We start from the raw sequence: 22868 nt of genomic DNA, 5'->3' as shown, positions 1-22868 counted from the left end.
TGATTTATTGATATAATTAACTTATGCGATGAGTCGAAGCGCTTGAAAAATTAGCGCTGATTGCGGCCTACTGTGTTCAATCACAAGTCTCGTATAGATGTAGGTGATAAGTGTTGTTGTGGAACTCGCTTATCTCACTTGACTAACAGTGCTTGCACTGTGGTGACGCGACTTTGTTATTGATGTGACAATCAATAGCCGCCAGTCAGAGCGAATCTGGCATGCCAAACTAACAACTAACTTAGGTTAGTTGTTTTTTTATGCAGATTTTAATGTATAATTGTAGTAGAATTTACATGTTATTGAATTAAGTAGGCTAAAGGAAAAATGGAAAAAGAACAAAATAAGTACTTAACGGTCAGTGCATTGACTGCTTATTTAAAAAGAAAATTTGATGCTGATCCGTATTTAGCCAAAGTCTATGTTACCGGTGAAATTTCTAATATGGGTCGCCGTCGCGGGCCACATCTATATTTTTCTATTAAGGATAGTGAAAGCAATGCTGTGATTAGTGCATCAATGTTTGGCTATGAACGGCGTATTAAATTTCAACCTGAAGAGGGAATGAAAATTAATGCGGTTGGGCGAGTGGAAATATATGAACCACGAGGTTCATATTCCATCATTTTGGAGTCAATGACTCCCGATGGTGTCGGTGAACTATTTTTAGCTTATGAACAACTAAAGCGTAAATTACAGGCTGAAGGATTGTTTGATTTGCTAAAAAAGCAATTACCAATATTCCCTAAAAAAATAGCAGTAATTACTTCACCAACTGGAGCGGTTATTGAAGATATTGCTCGTACAGTGCAACGACGTTTTCCAAGTGCTCAGGTGATTTTATTTCCAGCAGTGGTGCAAGGCGAAAAGGCAGCACCAACTATTATTCGGCAGCTTCAACGGATTGATAACATGGATTTTGACACGGTAATTGTTGGACGTGGCGGTGGTTCCATTGAAGACTTGTGGGCTTTTAACGATGAAAATTTGGCGCGAACGATTGCCAGTATGCAGACACCGGTGATTAGTTCAGTTGGACATGAAACAGATAATACCTTAGTAGATTTTGTTTCTGATCGGCGTGCAGCCACGCCTACGGCCGCAGCAGAACTAGCAACACCGATAACACTACAACAATTGACCACTCGTTTGCAAGAATTACATTTACGGCAAATAGCACGAATTAAACAGATGATTGACATGAGGCAACAACGATTAAATCGAGTTGCAACGCATGTTATTTTTCAGCAACCGGATCGTTTATACACGGGATATAACCAACGAATAGATCAGTTATCGCATTCACTACAACAGCTAACAAAACAAAGAGTAATTAATGAAAAATATAAAGTAGTAGCGATTTTGCAACGACAGCAACATTTGCAACGTAGTTTATTGCAACCTATACAAGAAAGATTACAATTATTAAGTACTAAGTTAGACTTAGTAAGTCCTTTGAAAATCTTATCTAGTGGTTATGCAATTGTTGAGTATGATAAAAAAGTAGTTCGTAGTACAACAGATATTACGATTAATGATGAAATCGACATGCGCTTTTCTGATGGGCATGCCACGGCAAAAATAACAGGAGTACAGCATGAGTGAAGAACAATTCACATTTGAAGATAAGTTACAACAATTGGAAAGTATCGTGAGTCAGTTAGAAAAGGGAGATCGCCCCTTAGAAACGGCTTTGGCCGATTTTCAAACTGGTGTTGGTTTGGTCAAAGATTTACAAAAAACCTTGAAAGATGCTGAAGATACCTTGGCGAAAGTTATAGATAATGATAATGAATTATCAGATTTGGAATTAACTAATGATTGATTTGAAAAATTTTCAAAAAGAATGGCTCCCAAAAATTAATCAGCAATTAGCAGATGATTTATCAAAAGTTTCTGCAGATGATGATTTAATTGCTATGATGAAGTACGCAGTTTTGAATGGCGGAAAAAGGATGCGCCCCTTGCTGACATTAGCAGTTGTTGCAAGTTTTGGAAAATCTATCACACCAAGTATATTGAAGGTAGCAACGGCAATTGAGTGGATTCATTCATACTCCCTTGTTCATGATGATTTGCCGGCAATGGATAATGATATGTTACGGCGTGGCAAACCCAGTGTTCATGCATTATATGGTGAGGCTAATGCTATTTTAGTCGGTGATGCATTATTAACTGGCGCCTTTGAAATCATAGCGACTGCTAACAGCTCATGCAGTGCTGAGGAGAGCCTTTCAACTGAAGAATTGCTACTCATTACGCAAAACTTAGCTCACGAAGCAGGTGGATCAGGAATGGTTCTAGGGCAACTCCATGATATGGATAATCACAATAAAGAACACAATGCTACTACAAATTGGCTGTTAAATGATGTTTATAGCATGAAGACTGCAGCCTTGATAAGGTATACAACAACGCTGGGGGCGATATTGACCCATCAAAATGCCAACGTTGAGGATAACCATTTTGATCCTAAGAAAGCAATGTATGATTTTGGTGAAAATTTTGGATTGGCCTTTCAAATTCAAGATGATTTAGATGATTATCAGCAAGATCAGGTAGAAGATGTGAACTCATTGCCACACATAGTGGGTGTTAAAGAGGCACAAAGGGTGCTTGACCAATACCTCTTCTCGACACAAGAAATATTAGCTAATACTGTTGAACAAGATCAACAATTTGATCGAAGTTTGCTGGATGATTTTGTTAGTTTAATTGGAGATGAAAAATGAGTATTGAAAAAGAGCGTGTTGATGTATTGCTGGTCCAACAAGGTTTGTTTCAGTCACGGGAGCAAGCAAAACGTGCTGTAATGGCTGGTCAGATTCTCGGCAATAATGAAGAACGTTTAGATAAGGCGGGTGAAAAAATTCCTGTGACAACGGAACTACATTTTAAAGGTGAGCAGTTAAAATATGTATCCCGTGGGGGATTGAAGTTAGAAAAGGCACTGAATGATTTTGATATTGTCGTTGAAAACAAGATAGTGTTAGATATCGGCTCTTCCACAGGGGGGTTTACTGATGTTTCACTTCAAAATGGCGCCAAACTAGTTTATGCATTAGATGTGGGGACAAACCAACTCGCTTGGAAGTTACGAAACGATGATCGTGTGAAAGTTATGGAAAATACAAACTTTCGCTATTCAAAATTAGCCGATTTTAAATATGGGCAACCAGAATTTGCTACAATCGATGTTTCATTTATTTCTTTGGGGCTGATTTTGCCAGCACTAGCTAACATTATTACTATGGGTGGTAATATTGTGGCCTTAATTAAACCGCAGTTTGAAGCTGGACGCGAAAATGTTGGTAAGAACGGTATTATAAAAGATACAGCTGTTCATAAACAAGTATTACAAAAAGTAACACAAATGATGGTTAATGATGGTTTTAGTATTACGGACTTAACTTACTCACCAATTAAAGGAGGGCAAGGTAATATTGAGTTTTTAGCAGTATTGAAGCGATCAAATCAAGCCGAAATCAGCAAGCATATTAACATTGATAGGTTACTTGAACGTACTTATGAGCAACTTAATCACAAGGAGACTGATCATGAATAAAAAAGATCGTCAGAAAGCCTTGTTATTGCTCATTAAAGAGAATCCTGTGGGTCGTCAGGAAGATATTGTTGCGCATTTTGAAAGTATTGGTGAAAAGGTTACTCAAGCGACAATATCCCGTGATATTAATGAGTTGGGGCTAATTAAAGTTCCAAATTCCCAAGATGGATTTTTGTATCACTTGCCAAAATCAGATGACAGGCCATATTTACAGCGATTACGTCGAGCCCTACAACAATCATTTTTGAGTTTGCGTGCGCAGCGTGGCATGATTATGATTAAAGTTCAACCTGGAAATGGTCAACTGGTATCAAATCTAATCGAGCAAGTTCAGTTAGCGGAAATATTTGCGACCATAAGCGATGATGGTTCGATTCTCGTATTATTAAAAGATGGTATTCCTACGGCAAAAGTGATTAACATTATTCAAAAGTTACTTGAAAAATAATAACGTATAGCATTTACTATGTTGATGGAGTATTTATGTTAGAAGATCTAATTATAGAAAATTTTGCGATTATTGAAAAAGTGAATCTTCAGTTTGAAGAAGGAATGAGTGTTTTAACTGGTGAAACGGGTGCAGGGAAATCAATTATTATTGATGCACTTTTCATGTTAACTGGTGGTCGAGCAAATTCTGAAATGGTTCGTCATGGTAGTAAAAAAGCTATTCTACAGGCAGTTTTCAGTGTTCCGGATAATCAAAAGCTAAGAGAGCTCATTGATCAGAGTGGTGTAGCAGGAGATGATGATGAGCTGATTATTTATCGTGAATTAAACCAAAATGGACGGAGTATTATTCGAATCAATGGTGTTCTTGTCAATTTGAAAACTTTAGCAGCTATTGGCCGTTACTTAGTTGACATCCAAGGACAAAATGATGCACAGCAATTACTGAATCCAGATGAGCATTTACCGCTATTGGATGCTTTTGGGGATGAAAAAATTACGCAATTTCGAAATGACTATCAAGAACTGTTTCAAAAGTTTCGTTCTATTACTACTCGCATCAGAAATATTCAAACATCACAACAAGAAATTACACAACGTTTAGATCTTCTAAAATTTCAACAAGAGGAGTTGCAGGAAGCTAATTTACAACCAAATGAAGAAAATGATTTATTAGATGCGCGTGATAAATTACGTAATTTCAAAAAAATTGCTGATCGGCTTCAGTTAACGCAGGCAACACTTAGTGGTGAGCAAGGTGGCGCCATAGACTCCCTTGCTGAGGCAGTTCATCAACTACAAGATATTGCGGAATATGATGATCAATATGCTGAGCTAGCAAAAACAATTTCCGAAGCTTACTACACAGCTCAAGATGTTGGTCGTGATGTTGACGAACAACTGAGTGAATTAACTTATGATGAGGGAGAGTTAATTCGTATTGATGATCGACTTCAACTAATTCACTCACTAGAACGCAAGTATGGTACGTCGGTTGCAGATGTTTTGGATTTTCAAGCTAAAATTGAAAAAGAGCTTTCACTTATAGATGACGATGAATATGATGTTGAACGGCTGCAAGTCAAACAAAATGACATGCGCCAGTTATTAAGAAAAAAAGCGATTAGACTACGTGAAGCCCGACAAAAAGTGGCTCGAAATTTGGAAAAGAATGTCAATCAACAATTAAACGATTTGTTAATGAATGGTGCCGAGTTTGCGGTACACTTTGATCCAGTTGAAGGCTATATCTCCTCAGGAATTGATAAGGTTGAATTTTATGTTCAAACTAATGTTGGAGAAGGAATGGCACCTTTGGTCAAAATTGCATCAGGTGGAGAAGCTGCTCGACTAATGTTAGCATTGAAAACTACATTTGCTAAGCAACAGCATATTATTTCAATTGTTTTTGATGAAGCGGATACAGGTGTTTCCGGTCGTGTGGCTCAGGCAATAGCAAAAAAGATGCTCACAATTTCAACTGATTCACAAGTTTTAGCAATCACACATTTACCACAAGTGGCAGCTGCTGCAACTCATCACTATTTGATATCCAAGTTAACTGAAAATGACCGTACACTTACGCAAGTGGCACCATTAGATGAAGAAGGTCGTGTTCACGCAATTGCTATGATGTTATCGGGTGATAATATTACTGAAACTGCTCTTGCAAATGCTCGTGATTTACGTCAAGAATTTTGAATTAATAAAATAAAAAAAGACGCGCAAATTTAAGCGGCGTCTTTTTTTATTTAATGTGCGATGATCATTAAGAATGCAATAAACATAATCGCTAATACATACATCAGTGGATGCACTTTCTTAATGCGACCAGTGGCAATCATTGTGATTGGATACAAGATGAAACCAAGCGCGATGCCATCTGATATAGAATAAGTTAGAGGCATGCCAATAACAATCAAAAATGCCGGTGCTGCAATAGCCAAATCTTCCCAATCAATTAATCGTAGGTTTTTGGCCATTAAGACCCCAACTACCACTAAAGCTGGTGCTGTCACTTGTGGTGTAACAACGGATAAAAGTGGTGAGAAGAGCAGGGCAAACAAGAAAAATATTCCAGTAAATACGGAAGTTAATCCTGAACGACCACCAACTGCAATACCAGATGATGATTCGACATAGGCAGAAGTAGGTGAAGTACCAATAACAGCACCTACTGTCATACCAACCGCATCAGCCATTAAGGCGCGGCCAGCACGAGGCATTTCGTTATTTTTCATGAATCCAGCTTGTGTGGCTAAGCCAATCATTGTACCAGCTGTGTCAAAAAAGGTAACAATTAAGAAGGTAATAACAACTGTGACTAGTTGTAGAGAATTAATATCACCAATATGCATAACGCCAGCACCAAATGTAGGTGCAAGTGAGGGAGCAGGTGAAATAATTGCAGATGGTAATTTGATTAAACCAGTTAGAATACCAGCAAGTGATGTTAAAATCATACCAATAAATATGGCGGCTGGTGTTTTACGACTCATCAATATAAAGGTAATAATAATTCCAAAAATGGATAATAGCGATGTAGGTGATGATAGATGCCCCAAAGAAACCATGGTTTCTTTGTTAGCTACAATTAGCCCTGCATCATGCAATCCGATAAAAGCAATGAACAACCCAATACCAGAAGCAATAGCGAGCTTTAGATTCTGTGGGATAATATTGATGATTTTCTCACGAATTTTGAAAAAAGTTAAAACTAAGAAAATCAATGCGGCTACAAACACACCAGCCATAGCAGTTTCCCATTTTACACCCATGCCAATAACAACAGAATAAGCAAAAAAGGCATTTACGCCAAGCCCTGGAGCAATAGCAATAGGATAGAGTGCAACAACACCCATGAAGATGGTTGCGACTGCTGAAGCAATTGCTGTGGCTGTGAAAACAGCACCTTTGTCCATACCTGCTGCACCTAAAACAGTAGGGTTAACAAATAGGATGTAGGCCATCGACGCAAAAGTAGTTACACCAGCGATAAACTCGGTTCGAACACTTGTGTTGAGTTCGTCAAGTTTGAAATAATGTGCAATCGTAGACATGATTGCCTCCCAAATATTTAGTTACGAATAACGTACAATTTAATTTTAGCAGTCATTTACTAATAATTAAATTAAAAATGAGAAAATAAAAGAACTTTTTGCGAATAATAGCACAGTTTAATAAATGAAAGCGTTTAATAAACGAACGAATCGTTATAAACGTTCGTGATTTAATAAAAAATGTTGCTTTTTTAACATTTTAACAGTTTTGAGATAAGCTGGGATCATGACCAGGACAGAGCCTGTCCAAGCAAGCATATTGGCCAAGCTGGCACCGAAAAATCCGAAAGGGCCGACTAAGACAATTGCTGCTACTGTTCGCATGACTAATTCAGCAATACCAGCAAAGGTAGGGGTTTTAGAGTCGTTAAGTCCTTGTAAAACATATCGTATGATAAACAAAGCTGATAGTATGTAGTAAAAGGCACCGTTAGCCCAGAAGTACTGTTGCGCTAATGACAATACGCGATGTTGATCAGCACCGACAAACATAGATACAGCAATATGGCCAAACGTAATTTCTAAAATACCCATAAACAGTCCAAACCCCATGCTCATCAACAATGCATGTTTGACACCGATTAAAATACGCTGATATTGTTTGGCACCATAGTTTTGTGCAGCAAAGGTTGCCATAGTTATACCAAATGACATCATAGGTAGTGTAGCCACTTGATCAATACGTTGTGCAGCCGTAGTTGCTGCAACAGCATCTGTCCCTAAGGTATTTAAAGCACCTTGTAAAACTAATGAACCAATCGCTATAATTGAACTTTGGAACCCCATAGGTAGGCCCGCACGTAAATGCGTTCGAATGTCTTTTGCGTCCCATTTTAAATCGTCACGATCAACTCGGAGCTGGGGGACAAATTTATAAATGTGCCAAAAGCTTAGAATCGCAGAGATCAATTGTGCAATAACAGTTGCAATGGCTGCTCCAGCTACACCAAAACCAAGTCCTAAAATTAACCATAATTCGAGACCAATGTTAACAAACATACCAATAACTAAATAAATTAATGGTGAGCGAGAGTCGCCCACTGCTCGAAGAGCATTAGCGGTGACGTTGTAGCCCATCGTCGCAAAGATACCACCTAAGATGATACTAATAAATGTGAAGGCTTGATTCAAAATATCTGGTGGGGTTTGCATGATTTGAAGCAGTGGGTAGATTAAGAGAAAACTCACCACAGTGACGATTACAGTGACGATTGCTGATACAATAATTGTTGATGCCATACTTTTGCGTACACCAGCAATATCACGGGCGCCATAGCGTTGTGCTGTAATAATTGATAATCCGGAAGTGAATCCTTGAACAAATCCTATTACTAAAAACATGATTGAACCAGTCGCTCCAACAGCAGCAAGAGATTTCACACCAAGTGTTTGTCCAACAATCAACGTATCAGAAAAATTATATAGTTGTTGGAAAAGATTTCCAATTACGAGTGGAATTGTAAAAAACAAAATTTGCTTTGCGGGAGTTCCCTGAGTTAAATCACGCATATTCTCTCCAATATCGATAAAATGTCTTGAACATATATTCTAAACGAATAGCGGTTATTTGACTAGGGTTTTATTTTAAAATTTATAAGAAAGACATCAGTTTGTAAAAGACTAGAGACGTCATGTTTTGCTAAGTTTTTTCATGTATTTTGAATCGAATACGAAAATAAATTAAAGTGTTTTGAAGTTTATATTGGAGATAATTGATGATTCGAATAATGATATAATCATACTAATATTTAAAAATGATCATTTGTGAGGAATCAAATTTTTGCTTACGTAGCTTTAAAATGATTGAAACGATATAATAGGAAGAGTATAAAAAAAGGAGTTGCATATGGCTGCTAAACTTGTGTTAGTTCGCCACGGAGAGTCAACAGCAAACCGTGACAATGAATTTACCGGATGGACTGACGTTCCACTGACCTTAAAAGGGGTTAGACAGGCAAAACATGTTGGTGAAGTTTTGAAGCGACATGGTTTGCAATTCGATGTATCATTTACTTCTTTTTTAAAGCGCGCGATAATAACTGACAATATTATATTAGAAGAAATTGATCAGTTATGGTTACCACTCCATAAGGCTTGGCAACTTAACGAGCGCCACTATGGGGCATTGCGTGGCTTGAACAAAGATTATGCTCGTCAACAATACGGTGCTAATAAAGTTGCCTTATGGCGACGTAGTTATACGGCTACACCACCACTATTAGAACAAATTATACCAGATAGACGCTACCCAGAAGGCTTAGAACCACGTGGTGAGAGCTTGAAAATGGCCAGTGATAGGCTCGTTCCTTATTGGCATTCAGAAATCTTACCACAGATACAGCAAGGAAAAAATGTCTTAATCGTCGCACATGGTAGCTCCTTACGTGCTTTAGTCAAATATATAGAACATATTAGCGATGAAGACATAGACGGTCTTGAGATTGACAATGGCGAACCTATTTTGTACGAGTACAAAGAAGAATTTAGTGAGAGGATTTATTTAGAATGAAAGATAGTACATGGGCTCGTGTGAAAAAGTATACGGAACTACAAGGTACTTCTGGTCAAGAACACGCTATTCGTCAATCTTTCCGTTCTGATTTGGAACCATTGGTTGATGCAATCCACCAAGAGGGACTTGGTGGTGTTTACGGTGTTAAAGAAGGACAAGGTCCACGTGTAATGTTTGCAGCGCATATGGATGAAGTTGGATTTATTGTGAAAGATATTCTGCCTAGTGGTGCACTTAAAGTGGCTGCTCTTGGTGGATGGAATCCAGCAGTCATTAGTTCACAAAGATTTACCCTGTTCACAAGCAGAGGTAAGTATCCTATTGTTTCAAGCTCTGTATCACCACACTTATTACGTGGCAGTACTCATGACCCACAGATGCCAACTGTCGAGGATATTTTATTTGATGGCGGTTTTTTGGACAAAGATGAAGCATGGTCCTTTGGTGTCCGCCCTGGGGATTTTATTGTGCCAGAAGTATCAACCGTTATGACAGCAAATAAAAGGCGCGTAATATCTAAATCATGGGATAATCGATTTGGACTTGTGACAATATTAGACGCTTTGGAAGAACTAGAAAGTGTTCAGACACCTAATACCTTGATCATGGGCGCTAATGTTCAAGAAGAAGTTGGATTACGCGGTGCACATGGCGCTGTCAATCTACTGAAACCAGATATTTTTTTCGCAGTTGATTCTAGTGCTGCAGATGATACTACTGGACAAAGTGGCCATCAAGGTATCCTAGATCAAGGAACGTTATTACGTGTTTTTGATCCGACCGTTGTGATGCCACTACGCTTAAAAGAATTTTTGTTATCTGTGGCTGAAGATAACCATATTCCTTATCAGTACTTTGTTTCCAAAGGTGGAACAGATGCAGCAGCAGCTCAAACTGAGCTAACTGGTGTACCATCTGTTGCATTAGGAGTTGCTTCTCGTTACATCCACACCCACCAAACCGTTTGGTCAATTAAGGATTTTGAGGCTTCTAAAGCATTTGTTGTGGCTATTGCTAAAAATTTGGATGATGCAAATCTTAAAACTATTATGGGCGATTAATGTTTAAAAAAATCAGAAAATTAGATTATTGGATTGCGGTACCATTTGCCATACTCAGTGCGTTAGGTGTGGTTATGGTTTTTTCGGCGAGTTTAACGAATGCAGCTATGCTGAACTTTTATAAACAACTTCTTTTTGTTTTTATTGGTTGGATTGGTGCGTTTACTTTATTTCATTTTAATATTAACAACTGGCGTAATGAAAAATGGATACAGGTGATGATGTTTGGGATAATCGGCCTTTTAGTTATTGCCAGAATAATGCCAGCAGTTAATGGTGCACATGGTTGGATTCCATTGGGAATTATTACTTTGCAGCCGGCTGAGTTTTTAAAAATAATTTTAATATTATATTTTGCTGATTTTTTTGCTAAACATCCATGGCAACCACATGTTAAATTATCACAACAGCCAATTTGCCAGCCAAATGCTTGGCTGTTACCTTTTTCATCGCTATTTTTACTATTCATTATGCCAGATAACGGTAATATGATTATTGCTGCTATTATTATGATAACCATTTTATTGGCAGCTGGGGTGTCTAGAAAAGTTACCGTTACCTGGTTTGCTATTGCTGGCATTGGTTTTGGCCTTTTACAACCAATCATTAATTTGGTTGATAAAATATTTCATCTGACTGGTAGTACGCATTATGGTGTTTTAAGATTAATTAATTTTGTTAATCCGTGGGCTGACCTAGATCAAAGTCGTCAACTACTATACGGTTATTACGCTATAGCACATGGTGGGATGTTCGGTGTTGGTTTAGGAAATTCTCTTATAAAACCATATTTACCGGAATCTAATACGGATTTTATTATGGCAGTAATGACAGAGGAACTAGGGGCGGTAGTGACTGTCATTGTGTTAATTTTATTGTTAATAATCATAACACGACTTATTATTTTGGGCATTAGACAAAAAAGGCAATATCAACGATTAGTCATGTATGGTGTAGCTACCTTGTTATTTATCCAAGCTTTTGTTAATTTAGGTGGCGTTATTGGTGTGTTACCAATAACGGGTGTTGTTTTCCCATTTATTTCTGGTGGAGGGTCCTCATATATAGCCTTTAGTGCTGCGATTGGTCTAACCTTGAATATTGCTGCACAACAAAAGAAAAAGCCAGTTATTCATCCCAATGATACAGTGGCCAGAAAGGATTACCGATGACATTTAAAATACAACCACGCCGTGCCATTTATATCTATATCAATAATATAAGGCATGCACAACAGCTTAAAAAGTTTGGTCAAATCACTTACATATCTCGCAAAATGATGTTTGTAGGTTTATATGTGAATGATGAAAATGTTGAACAATTAGTTGAAAAAATTAGACAGTATAAGTTTGTAAAAAAAGTCGTCATGTCGCCACGTCCGGAAATTAACCCCGATTTGGATAATTTGCATGATGATATTTTCTTTGAAAATTATGATGAAGGGGGAAATACAAACTAAGGGTTTGTATATTGTATAATCATGCGGGTAGTATCAGGAAAATTTAGAGGAACACGCCTCGAAGCAGTCAATGGCGATAAAACACGTCCGACAACCGATAAAGTGAAAGAGGCCATGTTTAGCATGTTAATGCCTTATTTAGATGGTGGAAATGTACTTGATTTATATGCAGGTACAGGAGGTTTGAGCATCGAGGCGGTTTCAAGAGGTATGACACATGCCACGTTGGTAGATCGCCAATTCCAAGCAATTAAAGTTATTCGAGAGAATGTTGAGAAGACACATCATACCGATGAGTTTACGGTACTAAAGTCGCCAGCACAGCAAGCTTTGCTTAACTTCGTAGCTAATTCCGAAAAATTTGATTTGATTTTTTTGGATCCACCATATGCTAAAGAAACAATTGCTGCAGATATGTCATTTATGGTAGAAAACGGGTTATTAAATTCTGGTGCCATTATATTGGCTGAAAGCAATGATGAGGCAAATTTACCGAATGAAAGTGATGATTTCTCAATCATCCAACAGAAACATTATGGTATAACCGTAGTGACGATATATCAATATGAGGGGTAAATTATGAGTATAGCAGTATTTCCTGGAAGCTTTGATCCGTTAACCAATGGCCATTTAGATATTATTAGACGTGCTAGTAGTATATTTGAAAAAGTAATCGTAGGTGTTGGTAATAATACAAGTAAAGCGGCGCTATTCACCCCACAAGAAAAAATAACATTAATTAGTACTGTCGTTAAAGATTTGCCCAATGTTGAGGTTGCAATCATGCAGGGACTAACAGTTCAATTCATGAAAGAAGTTGGTGCTAAGTATATTGTTCGAGGACTTCGAAATGGTAAAGATTTTGAGTATGAACGTGATATTGCCGGAATGAATAGTGCTCTTGCAGATGTTGAGACTGTTTTACTACTTGCAAAGCCGGAAAATCAAAATATTTCCAGTTCTATGGTGAAAGAAATTGGTAGTATGGGTGCTGATAACATGGTAAAGTTTGTTCCAAATACCATCGTTGAAGCACTAAAGGAGCGACTAAATGCGCAAAAAAAGTAAAATAGTTCTAGCTATTGCCTCCCTTTTAGTAATAATTGGTATTGTAGCTGCTGTTTGGCCCTTGAACGGGTACATCGAGTCACCAGGTGAAGCTGACGACTTAGCACAGTTTGTTAAAATTGATGGTAAAAAAGATACATCAAAGGGACAATACAGAATTACATCTGTTTATTTGTCACAAGCGAATGGATTTAAGTATTTACAAACTAAAGTTAACCCACATCTGTCGTATGCTACTGCACAGGAAGTCACTGGTGGACAAAGTTCAGCTACTTTTAGTAAAGTACAAGATTTCTATATGCAAAGTGCAATCGCCAATGCTGAACAAGTTGCCTTTAAAAAAGCGAATAAGCCGATTACGACAAAATATCGTGGTATCTACGTATTGAGTGTCTCTGCTAAATCTCATTTCAAAAAGAGTGTCAAAGTAGGAGATACAATCACTGCAATCGACGGTCATCACTATGAAAACTCAGATAGCTTCATTAAGTATTTAGCTAATAAATCTAAGGGAACAAAAGTTACTGTCGACTACACTCGTGATGATAAAAAAGGCCAAGCAACTGGAGATACAATTAAGCTTGCTGGTACCAAGACGGCAGAATACCCAAACGGTCGTGCTGGAATAGGTATCGTGCTGACAGATAATGTGTCCGTTACAACAACCCCGAAAGTTAGTGTCAATGCTGGACAAATTGGTGGACCTTCAGGCGGTTTAATGTTTACCATACAGATTTATGATCAATTAACTGGTGATTTGTTATCTAAAGGACGTAATATTGCTGGTACGGGGACGATGAGTGCTGATGGCTATGTCGGTGAGATTGGCGGTATTGATAAAAAGATTATGGCTGCTAAGGAGGCCGGATCCACAATATTCTTTGCCCCATATATAAAGCCAAGCAAAGAGTTACTTAAATATGAAGAACAACATAAAACTAATTATATGTTAGCTCGAGACACGGCCAAAAAATACGCACCTAAATTAAAGGTTATTCCTGTGCAAACATTTGATGATGTAATCAATTACTTGCAGACGGGGAAAGTAATTGAAACAACTGACAGTGTGAAATAAAGCTTATCTGCTATGGTAAGCTTTTTTATTTTGAAATCCGTACTATGAAAGTAGAGGGATTAAAATGTCAGATATGCTAGAAATTATAAAAGAAAAGTACCAGGAGTATAAAATTTGGCTATTTACCATTTTATTTATTCTCGCCATTGTTACTTACTGTGCATATTCTCATCATACTAAAGAAGTACCACGGACATTATCATCTTCTTCAATAACAAGTACAAGTATTGTAAAGCAATCTGAATCTGGTGACAAAAATAGCACAGTTCTAATGGTTGATGTGAAAGGTGCTGTCAAAAAGCCTGGAGTTTACAACATTACTGGTTTGGCACGTGTACAAACAGCTATTGTGCAAGCTGGTGGAACCCTAGAAGAAGCAGATATGCAGCAGGTTAATTTAGCTCAGAAGTTGACAGATGGTCAAATTGTTTACGTACCAGTAAGAGGAGAGATATCTTCTGCTTCTGTGAACGGCGGTAGTACGTCGGCAATGACTATGGCAGATAGTGAAGTTGTCAATTTGAATACCGCTACGGTAGTGGAATTACAAACGTTAGATGGAATTGGTATCAAGAAAGCTGAACAAATCATTGCCTATCGTGAGGAACACGGTGGATTTAAAGCTATTGAGGAAATCAAACAGGTTTCGGGTATCGGTGAAAAAAGATTTGAAGCTTTGAAAGATAAAGTGACTGTTTAATATGTCGCGATTTTTAATGTTTGCCAGCTTATTGATAGCAAGTTTAACTGGTATTATCTACTATTCATGTGCAGTTACTTGGTTCTTTTTTGCTCTTATAGTCGTACTGTGTCTTTGGCAACGGCACATCGATTTTTTATTTAAAATCCTACTGTTAACACTACCGTTCATGGTTTATTTTATTTACAATGCACATTGCTTACAACAACAAGTCAATCAAAGTAACGATCAGCAACATCATGTAACAGGCATCATTTTTCCAGATGATATTCAAATTGATGGCGCAAATCTTAAAGCAATAGCTGAGTTAGACAACCATGAGAAAGTTAAACTGTATTGGCTGTTTCCAGATGAAAAAATAAAGAATATATGGCTTAAAAACAATGAAGTCATCTGTTTTCAAGCAGAGGCTGAATTAACACGTATACCTGGACCAACTAATTTCAATCAGTTTGATGCTCAAAAATTTTATTTAACAAAGTCAATCACACATCAAATCAATATCCAATCATGGTATACGCAGGCGGCCAAACCGCCAACATTACTACAAAAAATTAGGTATCAACTCCGTAAATGGCATAGCATAGGGATTCATAATGCTGATCAACTTCCTTCTCCGCTTAGTGCATATGCAGAAGCTTTAATTCTTGGAACGACACCTACATTTTTATATGAAGATAATCCAGGGGTACAAACGTTAGGGTTAATTCACTTATTCAGCGTGTCAGGATTTCATGTGACCTTTTTAATGGCACTGCTAATGCAAATATCAAGAAGAATTTGGTTACCAAAAGAATATACTATATTGTTGTTGAGTATAATACTGATTATATATTTTATATTTGCAGGTGAACCTGATGTTTTAATTCGTTCCATCGTTTCAGGAGAATTAATATTGTTAAAAGATCTAACAAATAGGAAGATAAAAGCTCAAGTTATCTGGTCTTTGAGTCTATTGTTTAGTTTAGCGATTGTGCCACAAATTCTTTTCACGTTGGGAGGTCAGCTGTCATTTGCCTTAACTTTTTGCTTAGTATTTGCGCAGAGGCTAACCTTTTGGCAAACTAACCTTTTGATGAGTTTAGTGAGTTTTCCGCTTATTGTTGAACAACAATATACATGGCATGTTTTGCAAACATTGATCAATTTTGTTGCAATTCCTATTTTTGGTACAGTGATTGTTCCTTTAGTTATGATAGGTTTTTTTGGTCAGTATGTCCCATTTTTGACATATATAACAAACTTAATTATTCGCTATTTTGCTTGTATAGTAGATTTTTGTGCGACATTACCAGGTAATTTTGTGGTTGGTAAAATGCCTAACGCACTAGCTATACTACTTTTATTTTTATCTTTAGGAATATTTGTGCGTGAACTAAAAATCAAGCATGTCGCGAGAATATCGTGGCTAGTCTCCTTTAGTGTAGCCATGATTTACGTACATTTCCCATATTATGGGGAATTTGCAACTTTTGATATAGGCCAAGGGGATGCGGCATTGATACGTGAACCGTATAATAAAACAATTACGTTAATAGATACTGGAGGGAAAGTAACGTTTGGTAAACAGCCGGCATGGCAGGAACAGAAGTATACTCGTACCAACGGCGAGACGGTCATTGTTAATTACTTACATAGTCGGGGGATTAGTAAGGTTGATAATATGGTCTTGTCACATCATGATCAAGATCATATTGGTAATGCTAAAGTCATATTAACAAAAATGAACGTTAAGAATGTTATCGTTCCAGCTGGAATGATGCAGCAATCGTTGTTTAAAAGCGAGATTCAACCATATCTTAGATCAGCAAAAGTTATAGAAGTTACCTATGATACGCAATTATCAAAACTACCGCTACAAATAGTTCACCCATTTAAAAATGGTCAAGCAAAGAATGAGGATTGTATCGCTTTATTTGGCCATATTGGTGGGAAAAATATTTTTACTGCTGGTGATTTAGACCAATCAGGAGAAAAGCAGATTGCAAATTTATTTCCAGACATGCATGTTGATATCTTAAAATTTGGTCACCATGGTTCAAAAACAGCGACAAACCCTGAAGTTATCAATAAATGGCATCCAGAAATTGGTATAATATCTGCCGGACGAAACAATCGCTATAATCATCCAAATAAAGAAACACTTGAAACAGCTCAGAATAATAAAATGACTGTCTTTAACACACAAATAAATGGTATGATTAGCTATGAATATTCAGGATTAAACGGACATTTTAAGGTAAAAAATACCCCATGAACTTAAAACAACTACAACAGCAAATTGAAAATAATACCATGGCAAATTTTTACGTTGTGACAGGAGAAGAAGAGATATTACTGAGTCATGTACAATCATTGTTTAAGGAACTGGTCAGTCAAGAAGATCGTGACATGAATTATTCCCAGATTGATTTGGCTGAACAGACGGTGGATGTTGTGATTAATGATGCTATGTCCGTACCCTTTTTTGGTAATCGTCGTGTTGTTGTGGTCAAGAATCCACAGTTCTTGACTGCTACAGGAAAAATTGGAAATCGTGATCAAGAATTATTATTAAGATTATTTGAGCACCCAGTATTGCAAAATATTGTTGTTTTTTTTGTCAATGACTTAAAATTAGACAAGCGTAAAAAATTAGCAAAAGTTCTTCTGAAGACGGCTGAAAATATATCTGTGCCAGCTCTTAATGAGCGCCAAGCGCAACAGGCTATTGTCCAACAACTAGATCAGCGCTCATATACCATAGAACCAGAAGCACTCCATGAATTAATGCAGCGTACTAATGCTCAGTACACAGATATGAAAAATGAATTGCCTAAGCTAATAACCTATGCGGAACAGACAAAAAAAATAACATTAGACGTCGTATCGGCATTAGTTCCCAAGACTCTGACAGCTAATGCGTTTGATTTAGTAGACACAGTTATTAAACGAAGACCGCAAGAAGCATTAACCCTTTATCACGATCTCTTACAGAATGGCGAGGCCCCGTTACGACTAAATGCCGTTTTAACTAATCAATTTAGACTACTTTTGCAGGTAGCAGGGTTATCTGGGAATGATCAAGACATTGGGGCTCAACTCAAGGTGCACCCTTATCGAGTAAAATTGGCCAAAGGATCATTAAAATCGTATCCACCGCAGCTTGTACGAACAGGATATCTAGGTATGATTGATATAGAAAAACAATTAAAATCCACATCTCAAGATCCTGAACTTTTATTTGAGCGGTTTATTTTAAAAAATTTTCACTAATAATTAAATGAGAACACTTGTTCTTGTGATAAAATTGTAGTATGCCAGAATTTCTGATCACAGCAGACAATAGAAAAATTATTCACGTTGATTTAGATGCTTTTTTTGCACAAATTGAAATGCGTGATCATCCCGAGTTGCGTAATTTACCATTGATTATTTCGCGTGATCCTACTGAGTCAAACGGACGTGGTGTTGTTGCGACTGCTAATTACATTGCCAGAAAGTTAGGCGTACACTCAGCAATGAGTGCCGCCGAGGCTAAAAAGTTAGCCCCGGATGCATTTTTCATGCAACCTGATATACAGAAATATAAGATGATATCTCAGCAAATTCATCATATTTTTCATCAGTATACTGATAAAATTGAACCTATTGCATTTGATGAAGCATACTTAGATTTAACAGATAGCCCACTTACGGGAGCGACATTAGCGGCAAAAATTCGTCACCAAATTCTAAAAGAAACACAATTAACCAGTTCAATCGGCGTTTCGTACAATAAATTGTTAGCGAAATTAGCATCCGAATACAATAAGCCCAATGGTGTTACTATATTAACAAAAGACAATGCATTAGATTTTTTGGCGAAATTGCCAATTTCCTCTTTTCGAGGCGTTGGGAAAAAAACACAGGAAAAATTTGCATTGCTGGGTGTTGATAATGGGGCACAATTGCGTGTGATACCTCAAGAAACATTACGAGCTCAATTTGGAAAAATGGGTGAACACTTGTTTTGGCAGGCTAGGGGCGTTCATTTTGGTGAAGTTCAATGGCAGCGTCAAAGACAGTCTGTAGGAAAAGAAACGACCTTTGATCAATTCGTACAAACAAGAGATGAAATCAATCTAGAATTCAACAAATTGGCTGTGGGAATTGTTGAAATTATGAAAAATAAGAAGTTAGTAGGACGTACGCTAAATATAAAAATTCGTGATAGCGAATTTAATACCATTACACGTTCTGTCACTCAAAGTGTACCTTTTAAATTAGAAGCTGGTAGTATGGTATCTGTAGCGCAGACAATATTTGATGAAAACATTGATACGACTTTTTCCATCCGTTTATTAGGGATATCGCTTAGTAATTTACAGTCTAGCGGATTTGAGGAAATAACACTGTTTTAATGTTACAATGATAGAAAACAATAATTAGAAAGTATAAACATGTCAGTAATAGAAGAACAAATATTAGAACAGATCAAACGTTATGATACAATAATTATTCATCGGCATCAACGACCTGATCCAGATGCTTTTGGTTCACAGTTAGGCTTGAAAGAAATATTACAAGCAAGCTTTCCGGAAAAAAAGATATATGCCGTGGGTAAAGAAGTTCAAGGATTGGCATGGATGAATGAAAATGATGATTTCATGGATACTGTACCCGATGCTGCTTATAATAAGGCTCTTGTTATTGTAACTGATACAGCTAATGCACCGCGGGTAGATGATCAACGCTGGCCTGAAGGTTTAGAAGTTATTAAAATTGATCATCACCCAAATGATGAACCATATGGGGATTGGCAATGGGTTAAAGATGGTCACTCTGCTACAAGCACAATGATTTTTGAATTCTATGAGAAACTTAAAAATCAAGGATTAGTGATGACCAAAAAAGCGGCACGGTTATTATATATCGGTATTATTGGCGACACGGGTCGATTTATGTATAGTATCGATGCAGAAACATTCCGTGTGGTGTCAGAACTGTTTAAGTATGATTTTGATTATCAAGAAATTCATCATGCGATGGCAACCATTTCAGAAAACGCAGCAAAATTGTCAGGCTATGTTTTGCAAAATATCAATATATTGCCATCGGGATTTGCTTATGTCATTTTAACCAAAGAATTGCTAAAGCAATTTGACTTAAAAGATGCTGGAACAGCATTTGTTGTACCCTTACCCTCAAAGATAGATTCTGTAAAATCATGGGCTATTTTTGAAGAACAAGATGAAGGAAACTATCGTGTCAGACTACGCTCACGAACAATTGCAATCAATAAGATTGCAAATCAATTTGAGGGCGGCGGTCATCCAATGGCTTCAGGAGCCTGGGCACAAGATCAAGGTGATATAGATCGTTTAATCCATATAGTTGATAGTGCTCTTAGCGAGAAGCGAGACACAGAAAAGGAAGATTGATGGCTGAAAAAGCAAACCAATTTGGACAATTTAATTTAAAGAAGGAAGTTATTGACGCATTAAGTGCGATTGGCTTTTATGAACCAACTGCCGTGCAAGCAAAATTAATTCCTGATGTTTTACAAGGACGAGATGTGGTCGGACAATCGCAAACGGGCTCTGGAAAAACGCATACGTTTTTGATTCCAATCTTGAATCAATTAGAGCAGGATAAAAAATATGTGCAGGCAGTAATTACAACACCGTCACGTGAATTGGCAGCACAGATTACCAAGGCGATGAAGGAATTTTCTAATCAGCTAAATACTAACATCTCTATTTCTGAGTTTGTGGGTGGAACTGATAAACAACGACAAATTAAACAGTTAGAAAATCAGCAACCACAAATTGTCATTGGGACACCGGGTCGAATTAAAGATTTAGTAGAATCTGGATCATTGAAGTTGCATGCAGTTCATACGCTTGTTGTAGATGAAGCAGATATGACATTAGATATGGGATTTTTAAATGAAGTCGATTATATTGCGGGTGCAATGCCTGAGGGACTTCAGACATTGGTCTTCAGTGCGACAATGCCAGAAAAGTTGAAGCCATTCTTAAAAAAATATTTAGATAACCCTCATTTTGAAGCCATACCAGTATCAACAGTCATTGCCGATACAATTGATAATTGGTTGTTAGCTACTAAGTCAAAAGATAAGAATGATATTATTTATCAAGTACTAACTATCGGTAATCCATACTTAGCATTGGTTTTCGCTAATACTAAAGAGCGTGCGAAGGAAATTTCTAGTTTTTTGCGTGGACATGGTTTGAAAGTGGCTGAAATACATGGCGATATTGAACCGCGCGAGCGCCGCCGTGTGATGAAAGCTATCCAAAACTTAGAATACCAGTATGTCGTGGCAACGGACTTGGCTGCACGCGGTATTGATATTGAAGGTGTTTCGCATGTCATTAATGATGATATACCCGCTGAACTAGAATTCTTTGTTCACCGTGTAGGGCGGACGGGACGTAATGGCTTGCCTGGATTAGCCATTACATTGTACGGCCCTGATGAAGAAAATGAAGTTGCTGAATTGGAAGCCTTGGGTATCACCTTTAAGGCTAAGCAAATCAAAAGCAATGAAATTATTGATGTTAAGGACCGAAAGGCACGTGTTCAACGAGTGGCCACAACCAAAAAATTAGATTCAACTATGGTTGGTATGGTTAAAAAGAAGAAGAAAAATGTCAAACCAGGTTACAAAAGACGGATTAAAAACGCAATTCAGCGCAAAAATCAAATGGATCGTCGAATATCTCAACGACAAGAAATGAGAGCAACACGCAAAGCAAACAAGCAACGTGGAGAGCATTAAAAAAGGACTTGGAAATTTTTCCAAGTCCTTTTAATATTCAAGGAAGTAGGTTAATTACTTAACGTACTTAGCTAAACGTGACTTTTCACGTGAAGCCTTGTTCTTCTTGATCAAACCTTTTGAGTAGGCGTGATCAATGGCTGAAGAAGCAGCCTTGTATAATTCTGCTAAGTTGTCTGTACCAGCAGCTGCAGCTTTTTCAAACTTTTTTACAGCTGTACGGTAAGCGCTGAGTTGTGGTTCGTTACGGTCGTGTTGCTTCTTAGTAAGACGAACACGTTGAATTGCTGATTCAATAACAGGCATATGTCTTTTCTCCTTAAATTTGATACGAGGTTTTCAAGTAATCCTAAGATTAACGACGCAAACCTAAGCGTTGGATCAATTCACGATAACGTTGAATATCAGTATTGCGGAGGTAACGTAGTAAGTTACGACGGCTACCAATCTTCTTCATTAATCCACGTTGTGAGTGGAAATCATGCTTGTGAGCTGCCATGTGTGTGTTCAACTCGTTAATATCGGCAGTCAAAACTGCGATTTGTACTTCAGCTGAACCTGTATCGCCTTCGTGGCGGGCGTATGCCTTGATGATTTCGTTCTTACGTTCTTGTGTAAGTGCCATATTTATATCCACCTTTCTAAAATGTCGCCAGAGACTGCGTAAAGCGATGGTGAGCCGCTCAACAAAGTTACTGGTCGTGTTGTTTATACAACGTTCTTAATTATACAGGAATACCATTGAAATGCAAGGCGAGAGATTATTGAATATGTGATAAAATGGATTAGTATATAAACACTGAAAGGAAGTGTGCCTACAGAAATGTATGCACCCGCGGAATTTATGGCCGAAACAATAATCACACGTGACGAAGTTGCCCATGTTGCAGGGTTAGCCAAATTAGCTTTTAACGATGCTGATCTTGACCAATTTACAACACAACTGGGTGATATCTTGAATATTTTTGATACGTTGAACGAGGTAAATACTGACGATGTTATCCCAACGTACTCAGTAACGGAAAACGTTAACCACTTACGTGAAGATGTTGCAAACAACTGGAATCAAAAACAAGAACTTCTTAACAATGCACCACTTGAAGCCGCAGATTTAATTAAAGTTCCTGCAATTTTGAATGGTGAGGGGGAATAA

At 37.5% G+C, this 22868-nt stretch carries 23 protein-coding genes and 1 pseudogene; 20 read left to right on the top strand and 4 right to left on the bottom strand.

Annotated features, from left to right (window positions below):
- The first annotated feature begins 327 nt into the window (after positions 1-327).
- The 6 genes from GJV51_00820 to recN are packed head-to-tail and all read left to right on the top strand — an operon-like array spanning position 328 to position 5716.
- On the top strand, positions 328-1605 hold the full coding sequence (locus GJV51_00820) for an exodeoxyribonuclease VII large subunit (GenBank protein ID QGM24617.1): 1278 nt from the start codon (positions 328-330) through the stop codon (positions 1603-1605).
- The gene (locus GJV51_00815) at positions 1598-1825 is read left to right on the top strand and encodes an exodeoxyribonuclease VII small subunit (GenBank protein ID QGM24616.1); all 228 of its coding nucleotides are present in this window, start codon (positions 1598-1600) and stop codon (positions 1823-1825) included. The genes GJV51_00820 and GJV51_00815 overlap by 8 nt, the downstream gene beginning before the upstream one ends.
- Entirely contained in the window at positions 1818-2732 is a 915-nt protein-coding gene (locus GJV51_00810; GenBank protein ID QGM24615.1) for a polyprenyl synthetase family protein, read from the top strand. The genes GJV51_00815 and GJV51_00810 overlap by 8 nt, the downstream gene beginning before the upstream one ends.
- The gene (locus tag GJV51_00805) at positions 2729-3565 is read left to right on the top strand and encodes a TlyA family rRNA (cytidine-2'-O)-methyltransferase (protein ID QGM24614.1); all 837 of its coding nucleotides are present in this window, start codon (positions 2729-2731) and stop codon (positions 3563-3565) included. Before GJV51_00810 ends, GJV51_00805 begins: the two co-directional genes overlap by 4 nt.
- Entirely contained in the window at positions 3558-4013 is a 456-nt protein-coding gene (locus tag GJV51_00800; protein QGM24613.1) for an arginine repressor, read from the top strand. Before GJV51_00805 ends, GJV51_00800 begins: the two co-directional genes overlap by 8 nt.
- 35 nt (positions 4014-4048) lie before the next feature.
- The gene (recN, locus tag GJV51_00795) at positions 4049-5716 is read left to right on the top strand and encodes a DNA repair protein RecN (protein QGM24612.1); all 1668 of its coding nucleotides are present in this window, start codon (positions 4049-4051) and stop codon (positions 5714-5716) included.
- Positions 5717-5766: 50 nt separating this feature from the next.
- Here the strand turns inward: recN and GJV51_00790 are convergent, their stop codons facing one another.
- Both GJV51_00790 and GJV51_00785 read right to left on the bottom strand, forming a co-directional pair.
- Positions 5767-7074, bottom strand: a complete 1308-nt coding sequence (locus GJV51_00790; protein QGM24611.1) for an NCS2 family permease — start codon at positions 7072-7074, stop codon at positions 5767-5769.
- A gap of 153 nt (positions 7075-7227) precedes the next feature.
- Positions 7228-8583, bottom strand: coding sequence for an MATE family efflux transporter (locus GJV51_00785; protein ID QGM24610.1), 1356 nt, complete (start codon positions 8581-8583; stop codon positions 7228-7230).
- Positions 8584-8920: 337 nt separating this feature from the next.
- Here GJV51_00785 and GJV51_00780 point away from each other — a divergent pair, with 337 nt between their 5' ends.
- From GJV51_00780 to GJV51_00720, 13 genes and pseudogenes are all read left to right on the top strand, one after another.
- Entirely contained in the window at positions 8921-9583 is a 663-nt protein-coding gene (locus tag GJV51_00780) for a 2,3-bisphosphoglycerate-dependent phosphoglycerate mutase (protein QGM24609.1), read from the top strand.
- Positions 9580-10647: a glutamyl aminopeptidase gene (pepA, locus tag GJV51_00775; GenBank protein QGM24608.1), complete on the top strand. Its 1068-nt coding sequence runs from the start codon at positions 9580-9582 to the stop codon at positions 10645-10647. The genes GJV51_00780 and pepA overlap by 4 nt, the downstream gene beginning before the upstream one ends.
- The gene (locus GJV51_00770) at positions 10647-11819 is read left to right on the top strand and encodes an FtsW/RodA/SpoVE family cell cycle protein (GenBank protein ID QGM24607.1); all 1173 of its coding nucleotides are present in this window, start codon (positions 10647-10649) and stop codon (positions 11817-11819) included. Before pepA ends, GJV51_00770 begins: the two co-directional genes overlap by 1 nt.
- Positions 11816-12106, top strand: a complete 291-nt coding sequence (locus GJV51_00765) for a DUF2129 domain-containing protein (protein ID QGM24606.1) — start codon at positions 11816-11818, stop codon at positions 12104-12106. Before GJV51_00770 ends, GJV51_00765 begins: the two co-directional genes overlap by 4 nt.
- Before the next feature lie 21 nt (positions 12107-12127).
- Positions 12128-12682 (top strand): 16S rRNA (guanine(966)-N(2))-methyltransferase RsmD, encoded by a 555-nt coding sequence (gene rsmD, locus GJV51_00760; GenBank protein QGM24605.1) that lies wholly within the window; start codon positions 12128-12130, stop codon positions 12680-12682.
- A 3-nt stretch (positions 12683-12685) separates the two neighbouring features.
- A complete protein-coding gene (gene coaD, locus GJV51_00755) occupies positions 12686-13174 on the top strand; it encodes a pantetheine-phosphate adenylyltransferase (GenBank protein QGM24604.1) in 489 nt (162 codons plus the stop codon).
- Complete coding sequence (locus tag GJV51_00750; protein QGM24603.1) at positions 13158-14249, top strand: PDZ domain-containing protein; 1092 nt, start codon at positions 13158-13160, stop codon at positions 14247-14249. Before coaD ends, GJV51_00750 begins: the two co-directional genes overlap by 17 nt.
- A 64-nt stretch (positions 14250-14313) precedes the next feature.
- Positions 14314-14949 carry a transporter gene (locus GJV51_00745; GenBank protein QGM24602.1) on the top strand — a complete coding sequence of 212 codons (636 nt, stop codon included), beginning with the start codon at positions 14314-14316 and terminating at the stop codon, positions 14947-14949.
- Position 14950: 1 nt separating this feature from the next.
- Positions 14951-17234 (top strand): annotated as a pseudogene (locus GJV51_00740) (DNA internalization-related competence protein ComEC/Rec2).
- On the top strand, positions 17203-18204 hold the full coding sequence (gene holA, locus GJV51_00735; GenBank protein ID QGM24601.1) for a DNA polymerase III subunit delta: 1002 nt from the start codon (positions 17203-17205) through the stop codon (positions 18202-18204). The pseudogene GJV51_00740 and the gene holA overlap by 32 nt, the downstream one beginning before the upstream one ends.
- Before the next feature lie 41 nt (positions 18205-18245).
- Positions 18246-19331: a DNA polymerase IV gene (dinB, locus tag GJV51_00730; GenBank protein ID QGM24600.1), complete on the top strand. Its 1086-nt coding sequence runs from the start codon at positions 18246-18248 to the stop codon at positions 19329-19331.
- Between the two features lie 39 nt (positions 19332-19370).
- On the top strand, positions 19371-20351 hold the full coding sequence (locus tag GJV51_00725) for a bifunctional oligoribonuclease/PAP phosphatase NrnA (protein ID QGM24599.1): 981 nt from the start codon (positions 19371-19373) through the stop codon (positions 20349-20351).
- The gene (locus GJV51_00720; GenBank protein QGM24598.1) at positions 20351-21715 is read left to right on the top strand and encodes a DEAD/DEAH box helicase; all 1365 of its coding nucleotides are present in this window, start codon (positions 20351-20353) and stop codon (positions 21713-21715) included. Before GJV51_00725 ends, GJV51_00720 begins: the two co-directional genes overlap by 1 nt.
- 54 nt (positions 21716-21769) lie before the next feature.
- Here the strand turns inward: GJV51_00720 and GJV51_00715 are convergent, their stop codons facing one another.
- Together GJV51_00715 and rpsO are read right to left on the bottom strand one after the other, a co-directional pair.
- Complete coding sequence (locus GJV51_00715; protein QGM24597.1) at positions 21770-22021, bottom strand: 30S ribosomal protein S20; 252 nt, start codon at positions 22019-22021, stop codon at positions 21770-21772.
- 49 nt (positions 22022-22070) lie between these two features.
- Positions 22071-22340 carry a 30S ribosomal protein S15 gene (rpsO, locus tag GJV51_00710; protein QGM24596.1) on the bottom strand — a complete coding sequence of 90 codons (270 nt, stop codon included), beginning with the start codon at positions 22338-22340 and terminating at the stop codon, positions 22071-22073.
- 219 nt (positions 22341-22559) lie between these two features.
- Here rpsO and gatC point away from each other — a divergent pair, with 219 nt between their 5' ends.
- Positions 22560-22868: an Asp-tRNA(Asn)/Glu-tRNA(Gln) amidotransferase subunit GatC gene (gatC, locus tag GJV51_00705; GenBank protein ID QGM24595.1), complete on the top strand. Its 309-nt coding sequence runs from the start codon at positions 22560-22562 to the stop codon at positions 22866-22868.

This window comes from Leuconostoc mesenteroides subsp. mesenteroides (assembly GCA_009676745.1).
Taxonomy (GTDB): domain Bacteria; phylum Bacillota; class Bacilli; order Lactobacillales; family Lactobacillaceae; genus Leuconostoc; species Leuconostoc koreense.
Note: the sequence above shows the minus strand (reverse complement) of the source record. Positions and strands in the feature narration are given on the sequence as shown.